The organism is Ferrovibrio sp. GW821-FHT12F09 (assembly GCF_058806775.1).
The window spans coordinates 129,729-156,612 of record NZ_JBXAPZ010000002.1; the positions used below are offsets into that span (position 1 = coordinate 129,729).

26 protein-coding genes and 1 tRNA gene are annotated in these 26,884 nt (G+C 62.6%); 18 read left to right on the forward strand and 9 right to left on the reverse strand.

Annotated elements, in window-relative coordinates; translation table 11 throughout:
- Nucleotides 1-87: 87 nt before the first annotated feature.
- A complete protein-coding gene (locus AC1ROB_RS13525; RefSeq protein WP_492970620.1) occupies nucleotides 88-1,248 on the reverse strand; it encodes a lytic murein transglycosylase in 1,161 nt (386 codons plus the stop codon).
- Between the two features lie 86 nt (nucleotides 1,249-1,334).
- Nucleotides 1,335-2,078, reverse strand: coding sequence for a YdcF family protein (locus AC1ROB_RS13530; protein WP_492970619.1), 744 nt, complete (start codon nucleotides 2,076-2,078; stop codon nucleotides 1,335-1,337).
- Nucleotides 2,079-2,232: 154 nt separating this feature from the next.
- Between AC1ROB_RS13530 and AC1ROB_RS13535 the strand changes: the two genes are divergently transcribed.
- The 9 genes from AC1ROB_RS13535 to AC1ROB_RS13575 all read left to right on the forward strand — a co-directional run bounded on the left by AC1ROB_RS13535 (nucleotide 2,233) and on the right by AC1ROB_RS13575 (nucleotide 8,748).
- On the forward strand, nucleotides 2,233-3,537 hold the full coding sequence (locus AC1ROB_RS13535; RefSeq protein WP_492970618.1) for an MmgE/PrpD family protein: 1,305 nt from the start codon (nucleotides 2,233-2,235) through the stop codon (nucleotides 3,535-3,537).
- Between the two features lie 8 nt (nucleotides 3,538-3,545).
- Entirely contained in the window at nucleotides 3,546-4,046 is a 501-nt protein-coding gene (locus AC1ROB_RS13540; protein WP_492970617.1) for a hypothetical protein, read from the forward strand.
- 79 nt (nucleotides 4,047-4,125) lie between these two features.
- Nucleotides 4,126-4,650 carry a response regulator gene (locus AC1ROB_RS13545; RefSeq protein ID WP_492970616.1) on the forward strand — a complete coding sequence of 175 codons (525 nt, stop codon included), beginning with the start codon at nucleotides 4,126-4,128 and terminating at the stop codon, nucleotides 4,648-4,650.
- A gap of 136 nt (nucleotides 4,651-4,786) precedes the next feature.
- Nucleotides 4,787-5,278 carry a response regulator gene (locus AC1ROB_RS13550; RefSeq protein WP_492970615.1) on the forward strand — a complete coding sequence of 164 codons (492 nt, stop codon included), beginning with the start codon at nucleotides 4,787-4,789 and terminating at the stop codon, nucleotides 5,276-5,278.
- A gap of 13 nt (nucleotides 5,279-5,291) precedes the next feature.
- Entirely contained in the window at nucleotides 5,292-5,831 is a 540-nt protein-coding gene (locus tag AC1ROB_RS13555) for a response regulator (RefSeq protein WP_492970614.1), read from the forward strand.
- 10 nt (nucleotides 5,832-5,841) lie between these two features.
- Nucleotides 5,842-6,642: an MBL fold metallo-hydrolase gene (locus tag AC1ROB_RS13560; RefSeq protein ID WP_492970613.1), complete on the forward strand. Its 801-nt coding sequence runs from the start codon at nucleotides 5,842-5,844 to the stop codon at nucleotides 6,640-6,642.
- 175 nt (nucleotides 6,643-6,817) lie between these two features.
- Nucleotides 6,818-7,108: a hypothetical protein gene (locus AC1ROB_RS13565; RefSeq protein ID WP_492970612.1), complete on the forward strand. Its 291-nt coding sequence runs from the start codon at nucleotides 6,818-6,820 to the stop codon at nucleotides 7,106-7,108.
- A 304-nt stretch (nucleotides 7,109-7,412) separates the two neighbouring features.
- Nucleotides 7,413-8,558 carry a helix-turn-helix transcriptional regulator gene (locus AC1ROB_RS13570; RefSeq protein ID WP_492970611.1) on the forward strand — a complete coding sequence of 382 codons (1,146 nt, stop codon included), beginning with the start codon at nucleotides 7,413-7,415 and terminating at the stop codon, nucleotides 8,556-8,558.
- A 100-nt stretch (nucleotides 8,559-8,658) separates the two neighbouring features.
- Nucleotides 8,659-8,748: transfer RNA gene (locus AC1ROB_RS13575), tRNA-Ser, on the forward strand.
- Nucleotides 8,749-8,767: 19 nt separating this feature from the next.
- On the opposite strand, the gene AC1ROB_RS13580 is transcribed toward AC1ROB_RS13575, so the two are convergent.
- Together AC1ROB_RS13580 and AC1ROB_RS13585 are read right to left on the reverse strand one after the other, a co-directional pair.
- A complete protein-coding gene (locus AC1ROB_RS13580) occupies nucleotides 8,768-10,240 on the reverse strand; it encodes a sensor domain-containing diguanylate cyclase (RefSeq protein WP_492970610.1) in 1,473 nt (490 codons plus the stop codon).
- 68 nt (nucleotides 10,241-10,308) lie between these two features.
- Nucleotides 10,309-11,160 carry a sulfite exporter TauE/SafE family protein gene (locus tag AC1ROB_RS13585; RefSeq protein WP_492970609.1) on the reverse strand — a complete coding sequence of 284 codons (852 nt, stop codon included), beginning with the start codon at nucleotides 11,158-11,160 and terminating at the stop codon, nucleotides 10,309-10,311.
- Between the two features lie 307 nt (nucleotides 11,161-11,467).
- Here AC1ROB_RS13585 and AC1ROB_RS13590 point away from each other — a divergent pair, with 307 nt between their 5' ends.
- The 6 genes from AC1ROB_RS13590 to AC1ROB_RS13615 are packed head-to-tail and all read left to right on the forward strand — an operon-like array spanning nucleotide 11,468 to nucleotide 17,532.
- Nucleotides 11,468-12,589 (forward strand): BMP family ABC transporter substrate-binding protein, encoded by a 1,122-nt coding sequence (locus AC1ROB_RS13590; protein WP_492970608.1) that lies wholly within the window; start codon nucleotides 11,468-11,470, stop codon nucleotides 12,587-12,589.
- A gap of 6 nt (nucleotides 12,590-12,595) precedes the next feature.
- A complete protein-coding gene (locus tag AC1ROB_RS13595) occupies nucleotides 12,596-13,690 on the forward strand; it encodes an ABC transporter permease (protein WP_492970607.1) in 1,095 nt (364 codons plus the stop codon).
- Nucleotides 13,687-14,613, forward strand: coding sequence for an ABC transporter permease (locus AC1ROB_RS13600; protein WP_492970606.1), 927 nt, complete (start codon nucleotides 13,687-13,689; stop codon nucleotides 14,611-14,613). Before AC1ROB_RS13595 ends, AC1ROB_RS13600 begins: the two co-directional genes overlap by 4 nt.
- Nucleotides 14,610-15,317 (forward strand): biuret amidohydrolase, encoded by a 708-nt coding sequence (biuH, locus tag AC1ROB_RS13605; protein WP_492970605.1) that lies wholly within the window; start codon nucleotides 14,610-14,612, stop codon nucleotides 15,315-15,317. The genes AC1ROB_RS13600 and biuH overlap by 4 nt, the downstream gene beginning before the upstream one ends.
- Nucleotides 15,317-16,864: an ABC transporter ATP-binding protein gene (locus AC1ROB_RS13610; protein ID WP_492970604.1), complete on the forward strand. Its 1,548-nt coding sequence runs from the start codon at nucleotides 15,317-15,319 to the stop codon at nucleotides 16,862-16,864. Before biuH ends, AC1ROB_RS13610 begins: the two co-directional genes overlap by 1 nt.
- A 2-nt stretch (nucleotides 16,865-16,866) precedes the next feature.
- Nucleotides 16,867-17,532, forward strand: a complete 666-nt coding sequence (locus AC1ROB_RS13615) for a cysteine hydrolase family protein (RefSeq protein WP_492970603.1) — start codon at nucleotides 16,867-16,869, stop codon at nucleotides 17,530-17,532.
- Here the strand turns inward: AC1ROB_RS13615 and AC1ROB_RS13620 are convergent.
- Complete coding sequence (locus tag AC1ROB_RS13620) at nucleotides 17,529-18,059, reverse strand: PAS domain-containing protein (RefSeq protein ID WP_492970602.1); 531 nt, start codon at nucleotides 18,057-18,059, stop codon at nucleotides 17,529-17,531. The genes AC1ROB_RS13615 and AC1ROB_RS13620 overlap by 4 nt on opposite strands.
- A gap of 541 nt (nucleotides 18,060-18,600) precedes the next feature.
- Here AC1ROB_RS13620 and AC1ROB_RS13625 point away from each other — a divergent pair.
- The gene (locus AC1ROB_RS13625; RefSeq protein WP_492970601.1) at nucleotides 18,601-18,804 is read left to right on the forward strand and encodes a cold-shock protein; all 204 of its coding nucleotides are present in this window, start codon (nucleotides 18,601-18,603) and stop codon (nucleotides 18,802-18,804) included.
- A 73-nt stretch (nucleotides 18,805-18,877) separates the two neighbouring features.
- Here the strand turns inward: AC1ROB_RS13625 and AC1ROB_RS13630 are convergent, their stop codons facing one another.
- Both AC1ROB_RS13630 and AC1ROB_RS13635 read right to left on the reverse strand, forming a co-directional pair.
- On the reverse strand, nucleotides 18,878-20,125 hold the full coding sequence (locus AC1ROB_RS13630; RefSeq protein WP_492970600.1) for an adenylate/guanylate cyclase domain-containing protein: 1,248 nt from the start codon (nucleotides 20,123-20,125) through the stop codon (nucleotides 18,878-18,880).
- A gap of 70 nt (nucleotides 20,126-20,195) precedes the next feature.
- The gene (locus AC1ROB_RS13635) at nucleotides 20,196-21,449 is read right to left on the reverse strand and encodes an MFS transporter (RefSeq protein ID WP_492970599.1); all 1,254 of its coding nucleotides are present in this window, start codon (nucleotides 21,447-21,449) and stop codon (nucleotides 20,196-20,198) included.
- A gap of 322 nt (nucleotides 21,450-21,771) precedes the next feature.
- On the opposite strand from AC1ROB_RS13635, the gene AC1ROB_RS13640 reads away from it, so the two are divergent.
- Both AC1ROB_RS13640 and AC1ROB_RS13645 read left to right on the forward strand, forming a co-directional pair.
- Nucleotides 21,772-23,052 (forward strand): HlyD family secretion protein, encoded by a 1,281-nt coding sequence (locus AC1ROB_RS13640; RefSeq protein ID WP_492970598.1) that lies wholly within the window; start codon nucleotides 21,772-21,774, stop codon nucleotides 23,050-23,052.
- 3 nt (nucleotides 23,053-23,055) lie between these two features.
- Nucleotides 23,056-25,023: a glycosyltransferase family 2 protein gene (locus AC1ROB_RS13645; protein WP_492970597.1), complete on the forward strand. Its 1,968-nt coding sequence runs from the start codon at nucleotides 23,056-23,058 to the stop codon at nucleotides 25,021-25,023.
- Between the two features lie 6 nt (nucleotides 25,024-25,029).
- Here the strand turns inward: AC1ROB_RS13645 and AC1ROB_RS13650 are convergent, their stop codons facing one another.
- Together AC1ROB_RS13650 and AC1ROB_RS13655 are read right to left on the reverse strand one after the other, a co-directional pair.
- Nucleotides 25,030-25,704 carry a hypothetical protein gene (locus AC1ROB_RS13650; protein ID WP_492970596.1) on the reverse strand — a complete coding sequence of 225 codons (675 nt, stop codon included), beginning with the start codon at nucleotides 25,702-25,704 and terminating at the stop codon, nucleotides 25,030-25,032.
- 20 nt (nucleotides 25,705-25,724) lie between these two features.
- On the reverse strand, nucleotides 25,725-26,843 hold the full coding sequence (locus AC1ROB_RS13655) for a Kelch repeat-containing protein (protein WP_492970595.1): 1,119 nt from the start codon (nucleotides 26,841-26,843) through the stop codon (nucleotides 25,725-25,727).
- Nucleotides 26,844-26,884 lie beyond the last annotated feature (41 nt).

Below are 26,884 nucleotides of genomic sequence, written 5' to 3' on the forward strand. Positions count from 1 at the left end.
CAGGCGGTCCGGGAGTCCCCCTTGACCCCCCCGGTAGAGCAAGGGATGGCGTGCCGACGGCGCTTCATGGTCTAGATGTTGCGTATATTAACTGTCGCCGAGGCGATCGGCAAGCAGGCTGACAGTCAAAGCGTAGTGATGGGCGCAGTTGTAACGCAGCACCGAGCGGTAATTGCCATAGACCAGGAAGGTCGGTCCCCCGGCCCCATCCGGCTGAACCAGAGCACCTGACTGCTGGGCTTTGGGCAGTTCCCCGCCATCAGCCCGCCGCACTCCCAGTCGACTCCAGTCGTCCAGGGGCATGTCGCGGGTCATCTGGTCGATGGCCCGACAGCCGGAACGGCCCTCGCGGGCGAATTCTCCCAGCCGCTTCTGCAGGTCGGGGGAAATCCGCACCTCGCGCCCCCAGGTCTGATTCGTGCTCCAGCCATGCTTGGCCAGATAGTTGCCGATGGAGGCAAAGACATCTCCGGTATTGTTCCAGATGTCGCGCTTGCCATCGCCGTCGAAATCCTCGGCATAGGACAGATAGCTGGTCGGCATGAACTGCGGCTGCCCCATGGCACCGGCCCACGACCCCTTCATGGTGGGGAAATCGATATAGCCGCGATCCAGCATGGTCAGCGCCGCGAACAGCTCGCCGCGGAAATAGGTGGACCGGCGGCGGTCGAAAGCCAGCGTCGCCAGCGAGTGCACAAGCGGCACATCCGCCTTTACCGCACCGTAGCGCGTTTCGATGCCCCAGATCGCCAGAATGAAACGCGGCTGTACGCCATAACGCTGGGCCACTTGGCGCAGCAATACCTGGTGGTCATCCCGCAGCTTCTGGCCACGTGCCACATTCGTCGGCGTGATGACACGGTCGCGATAGGTGGCGAAGCTGAGTTTGAATTCGGCCTGGTTACGGTCACGCTCAATGATACGCATGATCGGCTCGACGCCGGTCAGCGCCTGTTTCACCACGTCGCTCTTGATGCCCTTCTGCAGGGCTTCGGTCCGCACCTCGGCCAGGAACGCTTCGAAATCGGCGCGATTGAACGGCGCAATCGGTTCTGCATTGGCGGTCGGTGTCGCAGGGGGCGCCGCCGGAGCAGGCACATTGCTGGCCGTCACCGGTGCAGCGACAGGTGCTGCAGCCGGCGGCGTCTGCGCCGCCGCGCCTTCCCGTGGCTGACCGGACGGCCGGATGCCACAGGCCGCGACCAGGCAGAAACCAAGCAAAACTGCGCCAAGCCGCAACCGCCGCATCGCTAACCCTCCGAATCCGTAATCTGCAAGACGTTCAAGGCATTAACCTGCCAGGACCGCCACCGCCAGTGCCAAACTGTGATAATTCACGGTTTCTGTGCATCCGTCCTGCGCGGGGGCAGGAAATCATTGGTATACCCCATAATCCGGTAACTGATCAGGCCCAGCCATTCTTTGCTCAGGCCATTCAGGGCGGCGAGATTGCGAAACGGCGCGAAATCGCGGTCTTGTGCCCGGCCGGTCGCGAAATCCACCGGATAGGGCAGAACCGGCCAGCCAACCGCCGCGAAACAGTTCACGGCACGCGGCATATGCGAGGCGGAGGTGACAAGCAGCCAGGTCTCGCGCGGCTGCACCTGGACCAGCCCGACCGAGTTCCGGGCGTTTTCCATGGTGTTGCGCGATGTCCGCTCAAAGACCACCCGCGAAGCATCGAATCCGAGCAGATCGAATACACGGGCCGCAACATCGGCTTCGGTGACCCCGTCGTCGGGAGCAGGTGCCGCACCGCCGCCGGTGAAGACCAGTTTCGCCTCCGGATAGCGGCGGCCCAGGGCAACAAACGCCACCAGCCGATCCGCATTGCCGTTCAGTTCCGGCCAGCCACGCGCGGCCATGATCCGCGGTCGCTCCGAGCCGCCCAGCACGATGATCCCATCGACATGCGGCGGCAGGTCCGGTACCGGGAAATAATCCTCCAGCGGTCGCAGCAGCCAGTCCTGCAATGGCACCGCGCCAAGGACCAGAATACCGGCCAACAACAGGCCACCCAGTCCGATCCCGAACCGCCGGCTGCGGCTCCACCACGATAACGGCAGCGCCAGCAGCAAGAGGCCGAACAGCAGACTGCCCAGATTGGCGAATACGGAAAGAACCTGCATCATGGAGGCATTCGATGGGGAGCGGAAACGAGGGTGGGATTCTGCCTGCCCAGTGATAAATTTGGGTTAAACCCTTTCCGCACAGCCCGCCACAGTCCCGGACATGACCGCCATTCCACCGCTTTCCCTCACCGGCCACCTTGCCGCCCTGATCGCCGCCAAGCCGATCGCGGTCGAGGATTATCGCAGCGCTGCGCTGTTCACGCTGGACGCCCTGGCCAATGCCCTGGCCGGACGCAACACCGAGCCGGGCCGTATCCTGCTGGAATGGGCGGCCGCCGAAGCGCTCACTTCGGGGCGCGAGGCCCTGCTGCTCGGTGGCCTGACGCATATTCTGGAAGTCGACGACCTGCATCGGGCATCGGTTGTGCACCCCGGCTGCGTTGTGGTGCCTGCCGCCTATGCCCTGGCGCATCGCCGCGGCATCGGCGGCCGCGCCTTTCTTGCTGCCGTTCTACGCGGCTTCGAAGCCTGCTGTCGTATCGGCATGGCGGTCGGCCCCGCGCATTACCGGATCTGGCACAACACCGCCACCTGCGGCCCCTTTGGCTCCGCCTATGCCGCCGGTGATCTGCTCGGTCTCGATCACGCCGCCATGACGGATGCGCTGGGCAATGCCGGCACGCAGTCATCGGGCTTGTGGCAGTTCCTCGATACCGGCGCGATGAGCAAGCATCTCCATGCCGGACGTGCCGCCGAAGCCGGATTGCTGGCTGCCGATCTGGCGGCGCGCGGTTTTTCCGGCCCGCCGCGCATCCTGGAAGGCGAAAAGGGGTTTTTCAAAGCCACCTGCACCGATGCACAGCCCGAACGCGTTCTGGCCGAAGCCGGCGCGCCATGGCAACTGCGCCAGACCTCGATCAAGCCATGGCCCTGCTGCCGCCACACCCACCCGACCATCGACGCCGCCATCGAACTGGCCGGCCAGATCGGCAACCGGCAGGTCGAGCATATCCATGTCGCCACCTATCAGGCGGCGCTGGATGTCTGCGACCGCCCGGCACCAGACAGCGAGTATGCGGCCAAGTTTTCGCTGCAGCATACGGCAGCCGCAGCCGTGCAGGATGGCAAGGTGGATTTCAGCAGCTTCGACCCCACGGCCCGGGCACGCCTGGCGCCATATACGGCCGCAGTCACCATTGAGGCGACGGCGCCGTTCGTCGACCGCTACCCGCGCGCCTGGGGCGCCCGGGTCAGCATCCGTCTTGACGATGGCAGCCTATTGGCCGCCGAGCGGGTCGATGCCTTCGGGGATCCGGAAAATCCGCTGGATGATGCCGCCATGCAGGATAAAGCCACAATGCTGCTGCAATTCGGCGGCATCGAGAACCCTGGCGCCTTTATCGCCGCTGTCCTGGCCATGGCCGATGATGGTCCACTGCCTGTCCTGCCCGAACGGATGGTATGAGTATTGTCATGATGACGCGCTTTCTGTTGCTGTTCGCCCTGCTGATCGTTGCCATGCCGGCCTGGTCGCAAGGCCAGAACAACACCCGCGCCGGCGCCAGCAATGCCGCCTGCTTCACCAAGAAAGAAGCCGAGGCGGAAGCCGAAGTCCGCACCGGCATTCAGCTGCGCGAAATCCTGCGCCGCTGCGCCCAGGTCGACCCCGCGGGACAGGCCTATCTTGATGACTGGTACACCTTCGACCGCGACAATACTGACCGCCTGAAAGCCGCCGTCGACCTGCGGCGCCAGGCCCTGTCCCGCATCTATCCGAATCGCGTCCAGTCCCAGCAATGGGAGACCGACGCCGCCGTTGCGACCATGAAGCCGCTGCAGACCAATGAAGGCGTCTGCAAAAGCACCTATGACATCATCGATCGCATCAAGAAGGAAAAGTGGCCGGGCTTTAAATATTACTCCAAGCTCCAGGGCAACCTGCTGACGAACGAGCTGCCGCTCTGCCGCCGCTGATGGCAGTCCTAAATTGGGCTATACGCCTTGCCACGGCCTGTTTAAAATCACCCAGTAATTTGGGGTCAGGGGCTGCAGGGTGTCGTTAAGTTACGAGAAGCTGAAAATCCTGCTGGTCGAAGATCATGACGCCCATGCTCTGGCGTTGATCGCCATGCTGCAAGCCATCGGCGTCCGCCATATCGACCGTGCCGATGACGTTGCCGCGGCCGTGCGCCATCTCAAGACCGGCATTTTGTATGATGTTATGCTGTGTGATTTCAATCTCGGCGAAATCAACGGGCTGTCCCTGGTCAAGATCGTACGCAACAACAACCAGCTGACCAACCGCTACATGCCGATTATCATGATCACCGGCGACACCAAACCCGAGCGCATCATTGCCGCGCGCGAAGCCGGCGTGAACAATTTCCTCGGCAAGCCGATCGATCCGCCAACCCTGCTGCGCGCCATCGAGACCATCCTCAAGAACCCGCGGGCCTTTATCGAAACCAGGGCCTATTTCGGACCTGACCGGCGGCGGCGCAATGAGCCGGGACTGCAGGGGCGCCGCGAGGGCGATCGTGGCAAAAGCGATACCGATCCGTCGGATCAGTGGGAGTGATGCCGGCCCCGATTCCGGGTCGGCATGCGGATTGCAGCTTCCGGCACCGCCGCCGCATGGCTAATATCAGGGTCGACATGACCTGATCTCAAGGCAACCCGTGGCCCTCGACTTTTGCAGACTTAAGATTCTGATCGTGGAAAGCGATCCGGCCCAGACCGAGATCCTGAGCGGAATCCTGCACGGCTTTGGAGTCTTGCGGATCGACCACGTGTCCGACGCGCCCGGCGCAGTCAAACTGCTCAAGACCGGTCGGCTTTACGATCTGATGCTCTGCGCCTTCACTCTCGGCACCATCAACGGTCTGTCCCTGGTGAAAGCCGTGCGACGCGATAACCGCCTGACCAACCGCTACACCCCGATCGTCATGATCGCCGGCAGAATGCCGCCCGAGCGCTATGCCATGATCCGGGCGGCCGGCATCAATGAGCTTCTGTCCAGACCGGTCAGCGCCCATATGCTGTACGGCACCATTCAGTCTGTCCTCGGGCGCGCCCGCCCCTTCGTCGATACCAAAAGCTATTTCGGGCCTGACCGCAGGCAGCAGCAACGCGAGGGCATCCTGGCGCGCCGGCGCGGCGATTCGAGACTTGCGCCCTCGCCACCGGAAGAGCCGTGGTTCCTGTAATGCGAACGGAATCATGAAAACAGAATACCTGCGCGCCCGCATCCTGCTGATCGAGGATCATCCGCCCGCTGCGGCAACGCTCAATGCCATCCTGCAGGCGCTTGGCTTCAGCAAGATCACGCTTGCCCCGAACATGTCGCTCGCAATCGAAGCCCTGAAACAGAGCGCCTTCGACCTGATCCTGTGCGATTTCCAGCTTGGCATCGTCAATGGCCTGATGCTGGTGCGGATGATCCGGCAGCCCGACGGACTGGGCAATCCGAATGTTCCCATCGTGATGATCACGGCCCATGCCGAACCCGACCGGGTGGCCGAAGCGCATAATGCCGGTGTCGATGACTTTCTGGTGAAGCCGGTCCAGCCCGAAGTCATGTTACGCTGTCTGGCTTCGTTGCTGGAGCGCCCCCGGCGCTTCATCAAATCGAAGGATTATGCCGGACCAGACCGACGCCGCAGGAACAATCCCGATCACCCTGGCCGGCGCCAGGACGATCGTGAAGACCGCCGCAACAACGTGCCAAAAAACAAATGGATCGTGCCCCCCAGATCATGAGGTAAGCGTCATGCTCAGCCGCCCCGCCCTGCTCCTTGCCCTCGCAAGCCTGGCAACCACCCTGCTGCCCGCCCTGTCCTGGGCGGCCTGCCTGGGAGCAGTGTCGGAACGGCGGCCACAAATCATGCCGGCCAGCATGCGGCTGGCAGCGGCTCCCGCCAGCAGCACGCGCATCACTTTTGTCGGCCACGCCACCTTCCTGATCGAGACGCCCATGGGTGTGACGGCCGCGACCGACTACAACGACTATATCCGCCCTGCCGTACGGCCCGACATCGTGACGATGAATTATGCTCATACCACGCATTTCACCGATCACCCGGAACCGGGCATAACCCATGTCCTGCGCGGCTGGACTTACCAGGATAAGCCGGCACGTCACAATATCCAGTACAAGGATATGCGCGTGCGCAACGTGCCGACCAACATCCGCAATTTCAACGGCACCGAATACGATGGGAATTCTATTTTCGTGTTCGACGTCGCCGATCTTTGCATCGCGCATCTTGGCCATCTGCATCACAAGCTGACCCCGGGCCATCTGGCCGATCTGGGCCGTATCGATGTGGTTTTCGTGCCCGTCGATGGCGGCCTGACGCTCAACATTTTCGATATGCAGGAAGTCATCACCCAGCTCGCCGCACCGCTGGTGATCCCGATGCATTACTTCAGCGAGAGCACCCTTGAGCGCTTCCTGACCCGGCTGCGCGCCACCCATGAGATCAAGCTCAATGCCGGTCCGAGCACGGTGGTGTCTCGCACCACTCTGCCGCAGAAACCACTTGCCCTGGTGCTGCCCGGCCCGCACTGAAGCCATGGCGCGGTCCGGCTTTATACTATTTACGGTTGCTATTTTTCGCGCCAAATCCAATCAAAATTTCCGATTTGCAGCGAAGTCCCGGCCTTCGACCGATGCAGTATTGCCAAAACCTGCATCCGCCGCCTATTGATGAGACCCGCGTTCAGCACAGGGCCGGAGCCGCGTCATGATGACCTTTATCCTGATTGTTTCTTTCTGCCTGATCGGCATTCCCGGCATTGCTTTCGTGCTGCTGCAGGTTCTGGCCGCGCATAAACGCCACAATCTCGCCTATGGCTGGAATGCCGCAGAATTGCAGCGTCGTGGCCGCAGAATCACTGACCTTGAGCAGCAATCCATTGCCGAGCGCAAAACCATCGCGGAACTAACGCTCAAGATTTCGGCCCAGCGCATGGCTGTCGAACGCCTGGAAAAGCTGATCGGCCAAAACGACAGTGCCGTCGCAACGAAGGGCTGATCGCGATCAGCTACGCATTCTGGCGCACATTGCACCCATACAATCCATCTGGAATCGCCATAATCCTTTGAACGATTCCAGATTATGCAGCGGGATCGCGCCGCTGAAATAACTGTTACATGTGCAGGGCGTGAAAAGCCTTGGTCGCGTAACCCAATCCGACTATACAGCCGCCAGCATGCGCCGATGGGGAATAAAGCCGCATGCACAATGCGGCCTGCGTCGGGACCAGGCAGCGTCATCAATCGCGAACATGCAGATCGATCAGGACTCTGTTCGCTGAGCGTTGGACGGAGTTCTGGTTATGGGGCATATCTCAACGGATGAGCAGTCGCGCCTGCTGGCTCACCTATATTCAGGCGCGATCGAATACGGGCACTGGGCCGATTTCCTGCGCATTCTGAACGCCACCTTCGACGGCGTGAACTGCTCGCTGGCCACGGTCAACGCCAAGACGGGCAAACCGGTTGTGCAACACACCAGTCGCGCCTTTGATCGCAGTTGGTACGACCGCTATACCTCACATTTCAGCCGGGTCAGCCCGCTGCGGCCGATCCTGTTCAGGCGCGAAAATATCGGGCGGGCCCTGAGCTGCAATCGCATGATTGCTGCCAGCGAATTCGAGAAGAGCGAATTCTGTAACGACTATCTCGCCGACTACGACATCCGCTATCTGCTTGGCTCAGTGTTCAAGGTCAGCGCGGGAACCGCAGCCTATATCGCCGTGCATCGGTCCCGACGCGTCGGCGCCTTCGAAACGGCAGAGATCAATGCGATGCAGGGACTCCTGCCGCATCTGGCACTGGCCTATCGTATCCGCGAGCATCTGATCGGCATGGGACGCCACGAAGATGTCAGCCAGCAATACCTCGACGCCAAAGGCAAAGGCCTGATCTGTGTCGATCAGCATGGCCGCATCGTATCCATGAACCGCGAAGCCGAGCGCATCCTCGCCCTCAACGACGGCCTGAGCAGTGCACATAACCGCCTTCTGGTGCCCGATCACGCGGACGATCAACGCCTGAGGCAACTGATTGCCCGCAGTTGCCAGAGCGAGACCACGATGGCCAGCGATCCGCGCGCCCTACCCGCCAGTAGCACCATGACCATACGGCGCCAAAACGGTAACCTGCCATACAGCCTCTGGATTTTTCCGGTGACCGGCCGCGATGCGCATTTCGAGGGCAACCAGATCGCCGCCGCAATCGAAATCACCGACCCCATGGTGCGACCGGTGGCCTCCGCCCAGGCCGCACTCGCCGGCTACAATCTGACCAGGGCAGAATTGCGTCTGGCCGAGGCCCTGATTATTGGCGGACAGCTGAAAGACATCGCCACGCGCTTTGACGTCAGCGTCAACACGCTGAAGGTTCAGCGCCGCTCGCTGTATCGCAAGATCGGTGCGGCGAGACATTTCGACCTGCTGCGGCTGGTTCGTCAGGACGCCTGAAACCGCCGGGATCGGCTGGCCCGGACCGGGCCGGCTATCTCCACCCACCCCGTCGCTCCGGGTTGACGAGCCCGCCGCCCAGCCGTATGACCGGCCCGCCGGACAGGTGGCCGAGTGGTTTAAGGCAGCGGTCTTGAAAACCGCCGTACCTTCACGGGTACCGTGAGTTCGAATCTCACCCTGTCCGCCAACCTGCCGGCAGGCAGCGCTCAGCCCGCGGCCTGGACCGCGTCTTCAACCTTTACCTTGTTGCGGCCGGCCTGCTTGGCCAGATAGAGAGCCGCGTCGGCCCGGGCGACAAAAGCGGTCGCATCATCGTCATGCTGCAATGGCGCGACACCGATGCTCACCGTCGCCTGGATGCTGTGGCCATCCAGTGTAAAGCTGGCGCCCTCCACCGTCTGGCGAATAGCCTCAGCCAGTCTTTCGGCATTGAAGAGATCGCAGTTGCGCAACGCCACCAGGAACTCGTCGCCGCCCCAGCGGCAAATGATGTCCGAAGAACGCAGGGCAGCACGGATGGCATTCGCCACGCCGCTGAGCACACGGTCACCGGCCGTGTGGCCGAGATCGTCATTGATCGATTTAAAGCGATCCACATCGATCATGATCGCTGACAGCGGTTGCGAGAACCGCCGGGCATCGCGGATCGCCTGATCGATCAGGATGTCATAAGCATGACGGCTGGCCACACCGGTCAGGCGGTCGGTGGTGGCCATCGCTTCCAGCCGTTTCTGGAAATGCGTTACGGTCAGCCAGGTCCCGGCCAGTACCAGCGCGGTGATGACGATGCAGATGAGGATGTTGATATAAAGCGCGCGCCGGATCTGGGCGAGATCGCGGTCGGCTTCCTTTTCGACCAGCAGATACCAGCCCAGTTCCGGAATGAACCGGACATTGAGAAAGCGGGTTTGGCCGCCATACTCATATTCAAAAGTCTTTACGTCGCGCCGCGACCATTGCGGCATCAGTTGCCCTAGCGGGCCGCGCATACGGACATCGTTCTCGGGAACGGCATTATCCTCGCCCACCAGAACGATCTGTCCATGCTCATCGGCAAAATACACCGTGCGGCCGTACCGGCGCTCGTATTCGGTGATCAGGTTGCGCACGGCATTCACCGTCAGGCCGATCCCGGTGGCGCCAATGAAGTTGCCCTGATAGTCGAGGACACGGTAATTGATGAAGATGGTCATCGTATCCTGATTGGCAAGATCGGGATCGACATTGATCTCGTAGGGCAGAATCATGTCGCGGACACGGAAATACCAGGCGTCGCGCGGCTCGGCTTCGTCCACCCGCTTCAGCAGGCTGTCGGCGTGATAATAATTCCGCGTCTTCTCCGAAACGAAGAAACTGGTGAAAGCGCTGTAGCGCCCCTTGATGTCATGCAGATACTGGATCAGGCGGTCGGGCTGCTGCTCGCCGGTCAATACCCAGTCACGCACGAAGGTGTCGGTTGCCATCACCGAAGAGATCAGGATCGGCTGCAGCAGATCCTTCTGGATTTCCGAATAGATATTGTCCGAGGTGAGCGGCAGTTCGGTCTGCACCACCGCATCGCGCAGCGACTGGCGCGATACGAAGTAGCTCGCCAGCGATGTGGCAAGAAACCCGGTCACCAGCAATGCCGTGACCAACCCCACCAGGGCCCGCCTGTCGTTCAGGACCTGTTGCATCATCCCCTTACCCCAGCAGAATAGTCAAAAAGGAATACCCGCAATCCGGGCGTTCCGATAGAGCCGGCCGGTCAGAAGAAGCTGATCACGAAGCGCAGGCAGACCGCCACCAGGAACAGGCCGAACAGCACTTCCAGTTTCCGCTTGGGAAGGGCATGGGCGAGCCGGGCACCAAGCGGCGCAGTCCAGATGCTGGTCGGCACGAACAGCACGAAACCCAGCAGCGAAACGTAGCCCAGTGCGAGCGGCGGCTGCAGAGCGGTGATGTCGGGAAACTCCGCAGCTTTCGGCCAGCCGGCATAGATGTAGCTGAGCGCGCCGGGGATGGAGATGATGACCCCGAGGCCCGAGGAGGTGGCGATGGCCTGGTGGATGGGCCGGCCGTAGAAGGTCATGAACAGGCTGGACAGCTGCCCGCCGCCGATCCCCATCAGCGCCGACAGGATACCGATCAGTACGCCATAGGCCCGCATGATCGGATTGGACGGAATGTCGTCGGCGATTTTCCAGCTTTCCTTGCCGAACAGCAGACGCAGCGCCGAAGCGCCGGCCACCACCACGAACACCGCCTTGAAGAGATCGGCCGGTGCATAACGGGCGATCACGCCGCCGATCACCACACCCAGAACAACCGGAACAGCCCAGATTTTCACGATCGACATATCGACCATGCCCTTGCGCCGATGCGCATTGAAGGAGCGGATCGAGGTTGGGATGATCACCGCCAGCGAGGTGCCGACGCAGAGCGGCATGCGCACGTCTTCCGGTATCCCGATGACAATGAACAGCTCGTAGAGCACCGGGACGATGACAGCGCCGCCGCCGACACCGAATACGCCGGCCAGCACGCCGGTCACCGCGCCAGCCGCCAGCAGCGCCACAGCAAGCCAGGCGAGTTCGCTCAGGGGAATACCAAGGATCATGGAAAAACTCAGGGCCAGAAAATGAACGGTCAGCCGCCCCCGGAGTCGGTTGCGTATACAGATTGTCGGTCGATGTTTCTGCCACGGCAACCATCGGCCCGGAACTGGCGCATAAAAGATGCATACAATTCTCAATTATTGGCTATTTTTTATACAATCACTCCAGACATGTATACGAATGGGCCGGGCGTTCTATGCCAAGCTCTTGGATACAAAGAATTTTCTACAACGCACAAGAAGCGGCACAACTCTTGCTGCCCGTATAAAGCGAAGATGACTTCTGCCACGGGACAAGGGGGAATTTGCCATGACATCAGAATTCAAGCTCAGCCGCCGCTCCATGCTGCAGGGAAGCGCCGCGCTCGGCGCCGCCACCCTCACCGCTGGTCTGCCGCTCGGATCGGCCCACGCCAAGGATGTCGCGATCGGCTTCATCTATGTCGGGCCCCGTGACGACTTCGGCTACAATCAGGCCCATGCCCAGGGCGCGGCCGCACTGAAGAAGCTCGGCGGCTTCAAGGTGCTGGAAGAAGAGAACGTGCCCGAGACCGTCGCGGTCGAGAAGACCATGGAGTCGATGATCAACCTCGACGGCGCCGCCTTGGTCTTCCCGACTTCGTTCGGTTACTACAACCCGCATATGATCAAGCTGGCCAAAAAGTACGACAAGGTCCGCTTCCTGCATTGCGGCGGCATGTGGTCGGACAAGGACCCGGTCAATGCGGGCAGCTATTTCGGTTATATCGACGAAGCGCAATATCTCAACGGCATCGTCGCCGGCTACACCAGCAAGACCGGCAAGCTCGGCTTCATCGCCGCCAAGCCGATCCCGCAGGTGCTGCGCAACATCAACGCCTTCACGCTGGGAGCCAAGCTCGCCAATCCGAATGTCACCACCCAGGTGATCTTCACCGGCGACTGGTCGCTGCCGGTCAAGGAAGCCGAAGCCACCAACGGCCTGATCAACCAGGGCGTCGATGTCGTCACCTGCCATGTCGACAGCCCGAAGGTGATTGTCGAGACCGCCGAGAAGCGCGGCATCATGGTCTGCGGCTACCACGTCGACCAGTCCAAGCTCGCGCCCAAGGGCTATCTCACCGGCGCCGAATGGAACTGGGAAGCGCTGTATCCCAAGCTCGCCAAGTCGGTTCAGGGCGGCGAGAAGCTGCCGAACCTGGTGCGCGGCGGCCTCAAGGAAGGCATCGTCAAGACCTCGGCCTATGGTCCGCTGGTCGAGGAAAAGGCCCGCAAGCATGCCGACGACATCAAGGCCAAGCTGACCACCGGCTCCTATGTGATCTTCAAGGGTCCGATCAAGGACAACAAGGGCGCCACGGTGATCGCCGCCGGTACCGAGCGCGGCCAGACCGATATCGAACTGGAGAAGATGAACTATCTGGTCGAAGGCGTGCTCGGCGCCCTCGCGTGAACCGCCGTGGAGGCCAGTCCGCTTAAACTCGACGATGGCACGGCCCGCTGGCAGGACATCCTGCGCAGCGGTGCCGAGGCCGTTGCCGTACCATTGCTGGCGGTGCTGGCCGCCCTCGTCCTGTTCGGCATCTTCGTCGCGCTGGCCGGCGTCAATCCCTTCGACACTTACAGCCTCATGTATGCCGGTGCCTTCGGCTCCTGGTTCTCCTGGCAGAACACCCTGACCCGTGCCGCGCCGCTCATCCTCACGGCCTTATGCTGCGCCCTGCCCGCTCAGCTTGGCATGGTGGTGATCGGCGGCGAAGGCGCACTGGTGATCGGTGGTCTTGCGGCCGCCGCGATCAGCCAGGCCCTGCCCAACGCGGCGCCGCTGGTCGTCCAGCTTGCCATGGCGATGGCCGCGATGGCGGGCGGTGCGGTATGGATCGCGCTTGCCGGCGGTTTGCGGCACTGGCGCGGCGTCAACGAGACGATCTCCAGCCTGCTGCTGGTCTATATCGCCATTGCCATCTTCAACCAGTTGGTCGAGGGCCTGCTGCGCGATCCGGCCAGCCTGAACAAGCCATCCACGCCGCATATCGGCGACGCCAATATGCTGAGCACCATACCCGGCACCGATATCCACTGGGGCCTGGCTTATGGCGTCATCGCCTGCGTGCTCGCCTATATCCTGATCTATCGCACCACGTTCGGCTTCGCCATGCGCGTGGCCGGCGGCAATGTGAAGGCTGCCCGCATGGTCGGATTGCCGGTCGGCAAGCTGGTGCTGGTCGCCTGCGGCCTCGCCGGCGCGGCTGCCGGTCTGGCCGGCATGGTGGAAGTGGCTGCCGTGCATGGCAAGGCCAATGCCTCGCTGATCGTCGGCTATGGCTATACCGGCATTCTCGTCGCCTTCCTCGCCCGCCATAATCCGCTGGCCATCATCCCGGTCGCCATCCTGCTCGGCGGTATCGGCGCCAGCGGCGGCCTGTTGCAGCGTCGCCTGGGCCTGCCTGACGCCACCGTTCTGGTGCTGCAGGGCCTGATCTTCATCTCGATTCTGACCAGCGAAGTGCTGTACGGCCGGCTGCCGTGGCTGTCGCGAAAGATGAAGCCATGAGCGCCGATCTGCTTGGCTGGTGGGGCGTACCGCTGGCGGTGCTGGCCGGCGCCATTCGCGTCAGCACGCCATTCCTGTTCGTCAGCCTTGGCGAATGCATCACCGAGAAAAGCGGCCGCATCAACCTCGGCCTGGAAGGTACCCTGGTGATGGGCGCCATGAGCGGCTACGCGGTGTCCTACCTCACCGGCTCGCCCTGGCTCGGTGTACTGGCGGCCGGTTGTGCCGGCGCCGTGTTCGGCATCGTGCATGCCCTGATCTGCAGCCTGCCGCGCGTCAACGACATTGCCGTGGGCATCGCGCTGATGTTGTTCGGTATCGGCCTCGCCTTCTTCCTCGGTAAGCCTTTCATCCAGCCACAGGCCCCGAACCTGCCCTCGATCCCGTTCGGCAACTGGAGCGACAATGCCCAGGTCCGCGACTCCCTGCGCATCAACGCGCTGTTCCTGATCGGCGTGGTGCTCGCACCCGTGTTGCTCTGGGCTTTCCGCAACACCCGCTGGGGCCTGATCGTGCGCACTGTCGGCGACAGCGCCGATGCCGCCCGTGCGCTGGGCTATGCCGTCAACCAGGTGCGGATGTTTGCCACCGCCAGCGGCGGCTTTCTGGCCGGCATCGGCGGTTCGTTCCTCTCGCTGTCCTATCCCGGCAGCTGGAGCGAGGGCCTGTCCAGCGGACAGGGCATTACGGCCGTCGCCCTGGTGATCTTCGCGCGCTGGAATCCGATGCTGTGCTTCTGGGCGTCGCTGCTGTTCGGCGGGGCTGCGGCTCTCGGGCCCGCCTTACAATCCGTCGGCATCACACAGGGTTATTACCTGTTCAATGCCATGCCGTATTTCCTCACCCTTGTGATCATGATCCTGACCTGCTCGCGCGACCGCACGATTGCCGGCGCGCCAGGCGAACTGGGAGTGACCCGATGACCTACCAGACCGCCACAGCCAATGCCGGCCGTCATGTCGCCGCCGATCCCTATCCCTGGCCGTGGAATGGCGACCTGCGGCCGGAGAATACGGCGCTTATCATCATCGATATGCAGACCGATTTCTGCGGCAAGGGCGGCTATGTCGACGCCATGGGCTACGATCTCTCCCTGACCCGCGCGCCGATCGAACCGATCCAGCGTCTGCTCTCCGCCATGCGCACCAAGGGCTATCACATCATCCATACCCGCGAAGGCCATCGCCCCGATCTGGCCGACCTGCCGGCCAACAAGCGCTGGCGTTCGCAGCGTATCGGTGCCGGCATCGGCGACCCGGGCCCCTGCGGCCGCATTCTGGTGCGCGGCGAACCGGGCTGGGACATCATCCCGGAACTGGCGCCGAAAGCCGGCGAAGTCATCATCGACAAACCCGGCAAAGGCTCCTTCTGCGCCACCGATCTGGAACTGATCCTGAACCTGCGTGGCATCCGCAATATCGTGCTGACCGGCATCACCACCGATGTCTGCGTCCATACCACGATGCGCGAAGGGAACGATCGCGGCTTTGAATGCATCCTGCTGGAGGACTGCTGCGGTGCCACCGACAAGGGCAACCACGACGCCGCGCTGAAGATGATCAAGATGCAGGGCGGCGTATTCGGTGCGGTCGCCACCTCGGCTGCCTTCCTGGAGGGCATCGCCTGATGGTGATGTTCGTCCCTGATCCGGCCGCTCCGCCCGCCACCGGCGCCGTGTCGCTGGAAGCGCTGGGGATGAGCAAGCAGTTCGGGGCCCTTAAGGCACTGGACGATGTGACGCTGAAGGTGGAAGCCGGCAGCTTCCATGCTCTGCTGGGCGAGAACGGCGCCGGCAAGAGCACATTGGTCAAATGTGTGATGGGCTATTACACGCCCGATACCGGCCAGGTGATGGTCGGCAATCATGAACAGCCGATTTCCAGTCCGCGCATGGCGCATACGCTCGGCCTTGGCATGGTCTACCAGCATTTCACGCTGGTCCCCGATATGACAGTTGCCGAGAATCTGGTGCTGGCGCGTACCGACCTGCCACGCGTGATCGACTGGAAGGCGGAGCAGGCCGATCTGGAGTCTTTCTTCGCCACCATGCCCTTCCGCGTGCCGCTGGATCGCAAGGTCGCGGCACTGGCGGCCGGCGAGAAGCAGAAGACCGAAATCCTCAAGCAGCTGTATCTCAAGCGCCGCTTCCTTATTCTCGATGAACCGACCTCGGTGCTGACACCGGGAGAGGCCGACGAGGTGCTGGGTCTGCTGCGCGATATGACGAAGTCGCAGCAGCTCACCGTACTCACCATCACGCATAAATTCCGTGAGGTGTTTGCCTTTGCCGACAGCGTCACCGTTTTACGCCGCGGCAAATTCGCCGGCAGCGGCAAGGTGACCGATCTGACCGCCGACGATATGGCGAAGATGATGATGGGCGAACAGAAGCTGCCCGATCCCGCCCCTCGCAGTGGCGAAGCCGGCAGCGAAACCCGCCTTGCCATCAAGACCCTCAACGTGGCCGACGATGCCGGCCAGCCCGCGGTGAAAGGCGTCAGCCTGCGCGTGCGCGCCGGCGAGATTCTTGGCATCGCCGGCGTCTCCGGCAACGGCCAGCGCGAACTGGTCGAAGCCATCGCCGGCCAGCGCAAGATCGTGGATGGCAGCATTGCCTTGCATGGCGAGACATTTGACTGCAGCCGTGCGGCGATGAAGCGACACAAGCTGTCCTGCCTGCCGGAAGAGCCCCTGCGCAATGCCTGTGTCGCCGGCATGAGTGTGGCGGAGAACCTGGCCTTCCGCCGCTTTGACGAGGCGCCGTTCGCGGCTGGTGGCTGGTGGCTGAAGCCCGGCGCCTTCCGCGAGGCCGCAAAGCAGATTATCGCCCGCTATCGCGTCAAGACTCCCGGGCCGGATGCCGCCATCGGCCAGCTTTCGGGCGGCAATGTGCAGCGCGCCGTGCTGGGCCGCGAGATCGGTGGCGAGGTGAATGTGCTGGTTGCCGCCAACCCCTGCTTCGGCCTCGATTTCGCCGCCGTCGCCGATATCCACGGCCAGATCATGGCAGCCCGCAACCGTGGCGCTGCCGTACTCCTGGTCAGCGAGGATCTCGACGAGCTGTTCGAACTGTCGGATCGCATCGCCGTGATGTTCTCCGGCCGCATTGTCTATGAGGACGCCATCGCCGCCGCCGACCTGACCGTCATCGGCCGCCATATGGCAGGGCACTGACCATGCCCAGCATCGCCGCCGCCAAACCTTATCCTTACGAATTTCCCTTGCAGAAGACCGCACTGGTCATGATCGACATGCAGCGCGATTTCATCGAACCCGGTGGCTTTGGCGATGCACTTGGCAATGATGTCAGCCGGCTCGGCGTGATCGTGCCCACTGTGGCCCGGCTGCTGTCTGTCTGGCGCAAGGCCGGGCTGCCATTGATCCACACGCGTGAAAGCCACAAAGCCGATCTGTCGGATTGCCCGCCGGCCAAGCTGACGCGCGGCAATGCCAGCCTGCGCATCGGCGATGCCGGCCCGATGGGCCGCATTCTGGTGCGCGGCGAACCGGGAAACGATCTGGTCCCGGAGCTGGCCGCCCTGCCCGGCGAACTGGTGATCGACAAGCCCGGCAAAGGCGCTTTCTATGCCACCAGCCTGCAGGATGACCTGAAGCAGCGCGGCATCACGCATCTTCTCTTTGGCGGCGTCACCACCGAAGTCTGCGTGCAGACCTCGATGCGCGAAGCCAATGATCGCGGTTACGAATGCCTGCTGGTGGAAGACGCCACCGAAAGCTATTTCCCGGAATTCAAGGCCGCTGCAATCGAGATGATCCGTGCCCAGGGCGCCATCGTCGGCTGGACCGCAACCACCGACCAGGTGGCCGCGGCACTGGCTTAAGGGCGCGGCGGCTGGATTTCACCATAGGCCATGCAGACCATGAACTGGTCGATATGGTCCGGCCTGCTGGCCGCCAGCGGCACCACGGCAGCTTCCAGCGCGATATAGCTGCGGTCAACAAATCCCAGCGTGCCGAAAACCCGCACCGGCCTGCCGGTAGCGATGATGCCCTGATGGACGGTGTGATGCGCCGCCATATCGGCGGGCGAATAAAGTTCGTCCAGCCATTTGCCGGTACCGTCGCGGCCATTCATGGCCACCACCTCGGTGCCGACGAGACGGAAACGATAGCGCTGACGGGTCTCATCCATACCGATGATGACAAGATAAGGCAGATAGTCGCGTAGCAGCTCCGGCGTGAAAGCATCCCGCGAGGGCACTTTGCGGCCGGGCTCGATCGCGCTGGACCACAGGGCGACAAAACCAAGCAGGCGTTCATGATGGAATTTGGCGGTGAGATCGGCCGCCAGGGCCTGACCATCGCGTGCGAGCAGGCGCCGCGTGGTCGATGTCGTATTATACACCATAGGCGTCCCCTCGCCCGGGCAGTCGAATTGCCCAACTGTTGCGATCCTGCCATACGGCGATGCGAACGCACCAATACAATCCGCAGCGGATGCCAGGATTGCAGAGCGTTCAGATTGTCAGGGAAGGGGAAGGTAAGGTGATGATACGCCGGCGGGTCACTGCATCCCACTTTACGGTCGGCGATCATCGTTGGTCTTGACGACCAGGACTGAAGATAAGCACATCCGGCGTTAATTCAAGGTTACTTTCCGCATATGGGCAAAAAAGCCAAAGAATTCACAATATTGCCTCAATTGGCCCCCAGCCTGCCCAGACAACCGGCCGATGCGTTGACAAGCAGGCACCTTGCCTTCTTTATGAACACCGCAATCGGTATTTTGGCCTGCTGATGCAGGTCGTCGCGATGGATTTCATCCCCGCGACAGCCGCCAGGCTCTCCAGAATTCAGGTTGTCCGGCCCTGCCCGCAAGGCATGGTCGTCTGCAGACCCGGGCATGCCGACGGCATGCCTTCCTTGACTATGCCTATCAGGAGTTTCCTATGGCGAACGGTACCGTGAAGTGGTTCAACAACACCAAGGGCTTCGGCTTTATCCAGCCGGCTGCCGGCGGCGCAGATGTCTTCGTGCATATCAGTGCCGTTGAACGCGCTGGCCTGTCGACCCTGAACGAGGGCCAGAACCTCGAATACGAACTGGCCACCCAGAAGGGCAAGACCTCGGCGGTGAACCTCAAGGTTCTCTGATCGCCCGCGATCATCCGCGAATGGAAACGGCGCCGAAAGGCGCCGTTTTTTTGTCTGCCATGCCTTCGCCTGTTCAGGGCAGGCCAAAGACTTCCCGGGGTTCCGCCACGCCGCGCAGCACATGGCGGCCCAGCGAGACCAGCCCCGTCCCCGGTCCGGCCGACTGCACAAAAGATTCCGACGCCAGCAGGTTGCGGTCCAGCGCCGTGCAGAGATTCTCCAGCCGCGACGCCTCGTTCACCGTCGGACCGATCAGGGTGAAATCGAGCCGCGCCCCGGTACCGACATTGCCATACATCACCAGTCCTTCATGCAGGGCGATGTCGAGCGCCAGCACCGGCAATCCGGCGGCAGCGCGCGCCGCGTTCAGCTCATCCACGGCATCGAGCGCCGCCCGCGCCGCCTGCAGGGCCGCGGCACAGACTTTTGCCGTAGTATTCTGATGGTCGGGCTGGAAGCTCGCCAGCAACCCGTCACCGAGGAATTTCAGCACCTGGCCACCACCGGCCTCGATGGCAGGTCCCAGACAATCGAAATACGCATTCAGCGTCTCGACCAGCGGTTCGATGGCCAGACGGTCGGCCAGGGCGGTAAAGCCGCGCAGATCGGCGTAGAGGATGACCGCCTCCACCTTCTCCGCCTGGCCGCGACGGATCGCACCATTCAGCACACGCTGGGCCGCGTCGCCGCCGATATAGGCCGCCGTGACGTCGCGGCTGAGCTGGGTCAGGATCGCTGCCTTGACCGCCAGTGCCAGCAGCGGAATCAGGCGGCGCATGCGGGTCAGATGATCCTCGTCGAAACCGCCCGGCTCTGCGGTGGCGAAGGAGCAGATCATGCCGATGCCGGCATAGCGGTCGGTAATGTGGTGCGAATTCTTGAAGGCCCATCCGAAACTGTGGGCCTGGGCGAACCAGTCGGTCAGGCCCTGCTCGGCGAATTCGGACAGGACGGGAAAATCGAAGGTGGCTTCAGGCCCGGTCAGCGCGCGCCGCATCTCGCCCACTTCGTTGGCCAGCATGTGACGGAGCGGGCTCGCCGTCCAGGCCGCCGGCTCGTCGTCGGGATCGCGATGCGGCATGGCATCGTTGCCGATCAGGCCGCCGCTTTCCGTCCAGGTATACCCGCGCGCGCGCACCAGCGGATGCAATGTGGCCATACCGATGAAAACCCGCTGCAGCGGAATCCCCACGCCGACAAGCCGGTCGCAGAATTCAGTGATCAGGTCTGCCGGCACGCCATCGTCGAGCCCGGCTTTGACCAGCCACATCGCCACGGGGATATCGCTGGCAGGCATATGTTCTGTATTCGGAATCGTCATGGCTGCAGCCTACACGACGGGCGGGCAGATTTCCTGCCGCCGGCGCGGTTTTTTGTGACCGTTGCCAGACCTAAACCGCCTTCGCGGCCTGGTTGGCCACCTCATCGGCGCGCGGATCCAGATCCGCCCGTACCGGCGCGGTGGAGGGCATCGGCACGAAATCGGCTTTCTGGTCCTGTGGCGGAGCCGCACGCTGGCCCATGCGGTGCACGGCGAAGGCCGCCATCGCCGTATGAACCACCGCGGTGAAGCCAAAAAGCCCCACGGGACCGAGGCGGTCCATCGCCACACCGGCCACCAAGGGACCGATCACCGAGCCCGCTCCGTTGATCAGCAGCAACCCGCCAGCCACAGCGACGAAATCGACATCCTTGGCCATGTCGTTGGTATGGGCGACGCTGATCGCATAGAGGGGGAACGAGAAAACCCCGAACAGGAAACCGGCGCCGATCATCAGGGCCGGCAGCGTCAGATACGTGACAATCATCAGGGCGCCGGCCCCGGCCGCCAACCCGCAGGCCAGCAGGATGGTCTTGCGGCGATCCATGCGGTCGGACAGCCGGCCGAACGGCCATTGGGCCAGCGCACCGCCGATCACGGTCGCGCTCATGAACCAGGCAACCTGGGGAATGCTGAGACCGGCCTGGGATGCAAAGGCCGGCGCCATCCCCCAGAAGGCACCATTGGCAAGACCGACGGTCAGCACGCCGGCCACGCCGACAGGCGAAACGCGATACAGGCCGCGCAGGCTGAGACGGGCCGAGGAAATCGGCGCAGGTTGCGGTGAACGGGTCAGCGCCACCGGCACGGCCGCCAGCGACACCAGGATCGAAGCCAGGCTGAACAGATGGAAGCGGATCGGGTCATCGGCCAGCAACAGCAGCTGGCCCAGGGTAATCACCGAGAAATTCACGGTGGTATAGGTGGTGAAGATCGTGCCGCGGTTTTCCGGCGTCGCACGTTCGTTCAGCCAGCTTTCGATAATCAGATACAGGCCGGCCAGACACATGCCGGTCATGGCACGCAGCAGCCACCATGGCAGTGGCCCCACCAGCATGGCATGAGCCAGCGGAATCACCGAAGCAACCGAAACCATCGCCGTGAACAGCCTGATATGCCCCACGCGTCGGATCAGCTTCGGCGTGGCGATGCAGCCGGCGACAAAGCCGATGTAATAGGCCGACCCGAGAATGCCGATCGAAAGCGCGCCGAAACTTTCCAGGCTGGCGCGGATCGGCAACAACGTGCCCTGCAACCCGTTTCCGGTCAGCAGCAAGGCAACGCTCAACAACAGGGCGCCAACCGGGGCAATGGTAGCAAGCATGTCGTTTCCCGCTTCCGTCCGGCGGCCACGACCGCCATCGAACACAATTACAATATTTCAACCTGCAACAATCAGAGCCGCACAAGGGTCCGGCAGGGCCGTGACCCTCGCCTGTTTTACCCGCGCGAGTAGATATATCGAAAGTCGGCCGCCAGGACACCGCTTTCAGATTGCAATGCGGTAAGTCATTCATTCCCGATGTAAATCTTCCACTAACCATAAGGTTTTCGAGACAGAAAACTACTTACGGTATTTTAATGCCGGAAGTTGAGAAGCCTCACGCTATGACTCCGTCCAGTTCGCTGGAAACCCGCAAACCGCCATGTATATGTCCAAAATCAAAACCAAGCCTGCCATTCCCGGCCGCATCCTTCGCATCGGCCTTGGACTGCTCCTGCTGGCCGTCTTCGGTTACGCAATCGTGCCGGGCGTGTTCTATGCCCAGGTCCCGGTCGGGCGGGTGAATGCCGATCTCATCACACTGCGTGCGCCCATCGATGGCCAGATCAGCTATGGCGAGACGCAGATCGGCGAGCGGGTGAAGCGCGGCCAGACCCTGGCCATATTGCGCGACTCTCCGGATCGCGACGTGCGTCTGGCCAATCTGCAGGCCCACAATGATGCACTGGTGGAACGCATTACCGGCATCGACCAGCAGATCGCCGCGCTGGAACCCTTTCTGCAGCGGCTTGGGGGCGACAGCCAGAACTTCCGCACTGCCGTTGTATCGAACCTGAATGCCCAGCTCGCCGAAGCCGAAGCGCGTATCCGCCGGGCCGAAGCCAGCACTCGCCTGCTCGATGCCCAGTTCAAGCGGATCGAACCGCTGGCCGCAAAGGGCTATGCCAGCACTGCCGATCTCGACAAGCGCCGTTCGGAGGCCGAAGTGGCGCAGGCCGAACTGGCGACGCTGCGCCGCAGCTTCGACCGGCTGCGCCAGGAACGTAATGCCGCCGACCAGGGCATTTATCTGTCCGACTCTTACAATAACGCCCCCTATTCCCAGCAGCGCCGCGACGAGATCGAACTCCAGCGCGTGGGCCTGACCAGCCGCAAGGCCGACCTGGTCGCCGAACAGACCCAGGTCGAACGCCAACTCCAGGCCGAACAGCGCCGGCGCCAGCAGATGGGCGAAGCCGCCATCGTTGCCCCAGCCGATGGTGTGCTCTGGCGCATGCTGGAAAGCGATGGCGCCACCATCGGGACCAGTGTGCCGCTGTTGCAGGTCGCCGATTGCTCGCGCATCTTCTTCGAAGTGGCCCGCGACCGCCGTACCGACGAGACCCTGTCGATCGGCGACAGCGCTATGGTGGAATTCGAACGCAACGGCCGCATGGTCAGTCACAAGGCCCGCCTCGTCGGTCTGCGTGGCGATCAGGATGCCGACCGCCGCGAATTCGCCATCACCACGACGCCGGGCGTCGACCAGTTGCGCTGGATCTTCGCCGTCGACTTCGCCACGGGCACCAGTGCGGAAAATCCGCAGGTTCTGGTCAGTCAGCCTGAAGCCTGCCCGGTCGGCCGCGTCGGTCGTCTGCATATCAAGAATACCGTGCTCGACAATATCACCCGCCGCCTCAGCAGCCTCCTCACCCTCGGCTGATCCGTGAACAACCTGCTCGCCGCCGTTCCCGGCATCGCCCTGCTGGCCGGCGCGATCCTGCTGCTGCCGCTGGTCAGGCCCAGCAACCTGCTGGTGCGGCGCGGCTTCATTGTAGCGGTCCTTCTGCTCAGCCTGCGCTACATGTACTGGCGCATCACCGAGACCATCCCGCCGATGGCGCAGCCGGCCGACTTTATCTTCGGTATGCTGTTCCTGACCCTGGAACTGATGCTGGCCTTCAGCACCTATGTCTGCCTGCTGACATTCTGGCGTCACCGCGACAACACGCCGGCTGCCGAACTGAACGAACAGAACAGCCGTAGCCGGATCGACATGCCGGCGGTCGATGTCTTCATCCCCACCTATAACGAATCCTGGGAGGTGCTGGAGCGCAGCATCCTCGGCGCCCGGGCCCTCGACTATCCGAACTTTAACGTCTGGGTACTCGACGATACCCGGCGCGACTGGCTGCGCGATAAATGTGCTGCCATGGGCGTGCGCTATCTGCGGCGTGACGATAACAAGGGCGCCAAGGCTGGCAATATGAACCACGCCTTGAACATCTCGAAAACCGAAACCAATGCGCCGTTCATCATGGTGCTGGATGCCGATTTCGTGCCGAAGCGGAAATTCCTGCGCCGCGTGGTTGGATTTTTCGAAGACCCCCGCGTCGCCCTGGTGCAGACGCCGCAGTTCTTCTTCAATCCGAACATGCTGCAGCATAACTTCATGCTGTCGGAATCCTGGGTCGACGAGCAGCGCTTTTTCTTCGACACCCTGCAGCCGGCCAAGGATGGCTGGGACGTGTCATACTGCTGCGGCACATCCTTTGTCGCCCGCCGCGCCGCCATCGAGGATATCGGCGGTTATCCGATGGAAACCATCACCGAGGATATTCTGCTCAGCTTCAAGCTGATCGATGCCGGCTACGTCACCCGCTACCTGAACGAAAAGCTGTCCAACGGCCTGGCGCCGGAAACCATCGGTGAATATATCAAGCAGCGCAGCCGGTGGGGCATCGGCGCCATCCAGTCGCTGTTCGTCAAGGTCGGCCCCTTCGGCCGCAACAACCTCGACCTCATGCACCGTTTCCTGTTCCTGGAAACAGCGAATTACTGGCTCAGCCTGCCGGCCTTCTGCCTGTTCGGCCTGCTTGCGCCCCTGCTCTACTGGTATGGCGGCATCTCGATCCTGCGCGCTGACGTGGGCGACTACGCCTATCATTTCATGCCGGCCTTCTTCTCCTCCACCGCGCTGTTCGTCTGGGTATCCAGCGGCCGTATCATGCCGATCCTGACCGACCTGACGGAGTTCGTCTGCGCCTCGCGCGTTGCCCCGGCGGTCTGGACCGCGCTGATCTTCCGCAAGGCCCAGGTGTTCCGCGTCACCAGCAAGGGGGTGATGACCGACCGCATCCAGATCAACTGGCCGGTCTTCCTTGAGGCCGGCACGGTCTTCGCGCTCACGGTCTTCGCCATCCTCGCCTTCCGCAGCAGCCTGGTCGAAGGCCGGCTGGCCGACGGCGGCGACCCGACGCTCTATACCTTCTGGAGCTGCTGGAACCTGCTGATCCTCGCACTGGTCATGCTGCTGGCTGTCGAGCGGCCGCGCATGCGCCGCGAGGAGCGCTTCGGTATCGAAGAGGCCGTCACTCTCTCCTGCCGCGGGCAGACCTATCCGGTCTGGCTGCTCGACATGTCAGTCTCGGGCGCCCGGCTTGAAGTGCCGCCGGCACTGGCGCCGCAGTTGCGCGATGCCGAGATCGTCGTCGATATCCCTGAAATCGGGCCGACCACCGCTCATGTCACCGATGCAGGGCGCAGTCACGTACATTTGCGCTTCGGGGAAACCTCGCCGCGCGAGGCGATCATCACCAAGCTGTATACCGGCAATTACGAGAGCGTGGCGCAGAACGCCAATATCGGCACGGCTATCGGCGACATTTTCAAACGCGCCTTCGGCATCAAATAAACCGGCCTATCCCGGTTTCTTCGGTGTCACCAGATCGGTTGCCGTGAATATGCCCAGATCGTAGCCCGTCTTCCCGGCGATCTTTTCGCAATCCTCGTATTTCTTCTCTTCATGGCCCTGACACAGGAAAACCGACATCCCGTCCTTCCGTTTCAGGCGATTGGAATCGAAAAAATAGATATAGCCCTTGGTCTGCGCGATGGTGGTCCAGCGCTCGATCAGGGCCATGTCGGCTTTGCCATCGCTGTGCCTGACGATGTACTGGCGCAGCTCATTGACATTGGCGAGGTTGAGCCGGCCGCTGTCGTCATAATTGCCATGAAAGGCGACATAGGTCTGCCCGACCGGCGTATCATCGGCAAAGCGGCGTTCGACGCCGCCCAGGAAAATGCGCGAACAGGCCGACCGGCAGTAGCCCGAAACCACGGTGTTCAGTCCGCGGCTGCGGATCAGCGATCCGATGCTGTAACCGCTCGGCGCGTGACCGCCCGGTGAATCGCGCACCACCACCGTATCGACCTGCGGATTGCGGATCAGCAGTGTGTTGAATTTATAGTAATCGCCGCTGGCAACCGAGCCCGACAGGATGACATGCGTGTCAGCCACCTCCATCACAAGTGCTGTCGCCGGTCTCCCCGCAAGCAGCAGCACCGCCGCCGCGGCATAAATCCAAATCTTCACCCCCGCCCCCGCTTTTCCCGTCAGCCCAGTGTAAACGCCTCATGCACGGCCGACTGCACCATGCCGCCGGTGACCGCGCCGCCGCCGGCCACATAGATCGCATCGTTCAACACGGTAGCGCCCACCGCATGACGTGGCGTCGGCATCGCGGCGTGACTCTGCCAGCGGTCGGTTGCCGGATCGTAGCTTTCCATCTGGCCGAAGACTTTTGCCTGCGTGATCTGGCCGCCGGCGATCACGCCGGACTCGCCGCCCATGGCGAACAGGCGGTCGCGATAGATCACGAGGCCATGGCCCGAACGCGACACCGGCAGCGGCGCGCGGGTCTCCCAGGTATCTTGCTGCGGCAGATACACATGATGCAGATCGGTGTTGTACTCGAACGTGTTGAAACGCCCGGCGATGATATGGATGTTGCCGTTGAAGGCCACGGCGCCGACATGGTCGCGTGCACCGGGAAGCGGTTTGCGCGCCTGCCAGCTGTCGGACTGCGGATCGTAGACTTCATGCCATCCGACTGATGCCCGCTCGCGCGCCGGCTCGGAAGCGCCGCCGATCAGATGGATGCGTCCATGCAGCACCACGGCTGCCGCGGCGCCACGCGGACGTGGCATCGGCGCGATGCTGCGCCAGCTGTTGACGGCAATGTCATAGACATAGGCATTGGCATCCGACAGGCGGTTCTGCTCGGTGAAACCGCCGAAGGCATAGACCTTGCCGGCATCGGCGCAGACCGCCACATGGTTGGCGCCGCGCGGCAGCGGTGCGCCGTCGAACCAGCGGTCCTGCGCCGGATCGTAGATATGGTTGTAGCTGCGGTTGACCTTGCCCTCGCCATAGCCGCCGACGATGTACATACGATTGTCCCAGGCGGTGGCCCAGGCCATTTCGCTGCGCGGGATCGGCAGGGCAGCGCGGGCGAACCAGCGGCCGGGCACGCCGGGCGGTGCCGGTGAAGCCGTGACGCGTTGCGCTTCCTGCTCGCCGGTCATGTGATGCGGCGCGCCGCCCTGGCCCAGATTGGCATAAGGCGCAACAGAAGGCTTCGCTTCCGGCAGATGCAGGTGATGCTGGGCCACAGCCGCGCCGGCACCGGCGACGACAGCGGCGGCAGACCCGAGAAACACACGACGATCCATGACCGGCCTCCCTGCGATTTATCCGGCACAGTCTAGCCGCG

Bases quoted from the DNA above. Each gene is read 5' to 3' on its own strand.
- AC1ROB_RS13525 (WP_492970620.1), bottom strand. From the start codon at position 1,248: ATGCGGCGGTTGCGGCTTGGCGCAGTTTTGCTTGGTTTCTGCCTGGTC.
- AC1ROB_RS13535 (WP_492970618.1), top strand. From the start codon at position 2,233: ATGACCGCCATTCCACCGCTTTCCCTCACCGGCCACCTTGCCGCCCTG.
- AC1ROB_RS13540 (WP_492970617.1), top strand. From the start codon at position 3,546: ATGATGACGCGCTTTCTGTTGCTGTTCGCCCTGCTGATCGTTGCCATG.
- AC1ROB_RS13555 (WP_492970614.1), top strand. From the start codon at position 5,292: ATGAAAACAGAATACCTGCGCGCCCGCATCCTGCTGATCGAGGATCAT.
- AC1ROB_RS13560 (WP_492970613.1), top strand. From the start codon at position 5,842: ATGCTCAGCCGCCCCGCCCTGCTCCTTGCCCTCGCAAGCCTGGCAACC.
- AC1ROB_RS13565 (WP_492970612.1), top strand. From the start codon at position 6,818: ATGATGACCTTTATCCTGATTGTTTCTTTCTGCCTGATCGGCATTCCC.
- AC1ROB_RS13570 (WP_492970611.1), top strand. From the start codon at position 7,413: ATGGGGCATATCTCAACGGATGAGCAGTCGCGCCTGCTGGCTCACCTA.
- AC1ROB_RS13580 (WP_492970610.1), bottom strand. From the start codon at position 10,240: ATGATGCAACAGGTCCTGAACGACAGGCGGGCCCTGGTGGGGTTGGTC.
- AC1ROB_RS13585 (WP_492970609.1), bottom strand. From the start codon at position 11,160: ATGATCCTTGGTATTCCCCTGAGCGAACTCGCCTGGCTTGCTGTGGCG.
- AC1ROB_RS13590 (WP_492970608.1), top strand. From the start codon at position 11,468: ATGACATCAGAATTCAAGCTCAGCCGCCGCTCCATGCTGCAGGGAAGC.
- AC1ROB_RS13600 (WP_492970606.1), top strand. From the start codon at position 13,687: ATGAGCGCCGATCTGCTTGGCTGGTGGGGCGTACCGCTGGCGGTGCTG.
- biuH (WP_492970605.1), top strand. From the start codon at position 14,610: ATGACCTACCAGACCGCCACAGCCAATGCCGGCCGTCATGTCGCCGCC.
- AC1ROB_RS13610 (WP_492970604.1), top strand. From the start codon at position 15,317: ATGGTGATGTTCGTCCCTGATCCGGCCGCTCCGCCCGCCACCGGCGCC.
- AC1ROB_RS13615 (WP_492970603.1), top strand. From the start codon at position 16,867: ATGCCCAGCATCGCCGCCGCCAAACCTTATCCTTACGAATTTCCCTTG.
- AC1ROB_RS13620 (WP_492970602.1), bottom strand. From the start codon at position 18,059: ATGGTGTATAATACGACATCGACCACGCGGCGCCTGCTCGCACGCGAT.
- AC1ROB_RS13625 (WP_492970601.1), top strand. From the start codon at position 18,601: ATGGCGAACGGTACCGTGAAGTGGTTCAACAACACCAAGGGCTTCGGC.
- AC1ROB_RS13630 (WP_492970600.1), bottom strand. From the start codon at position 20,125: ATGACGATTCCGAATACAGAACATATGCCTGCCAGCGATATCCCCGTG.
- AC1ROB_RS13635 (WP_492970599.1), bottom strand. From the start codon at position 21,449: ATGCTTGCTACCATTGCCCCGGTTGGCGCCCTGTTGTTGAGCGTTGCC.
- AC1ROB_RS13640 (WP_492970598.1), top strand. From the start codon at position 21,772: ATGTATATGTCCAAAATCAAAACCAAGCCTGCCATTCCCGGCCGCATC.
- AC1ROB_RS13655 (WP_492970595.1), bottom strand. From the start codon at position 26,843: ATGGATCGTCGTGTGTTTCTCGGGTCTGCCGCCGCTGTCGTCGCCGGT.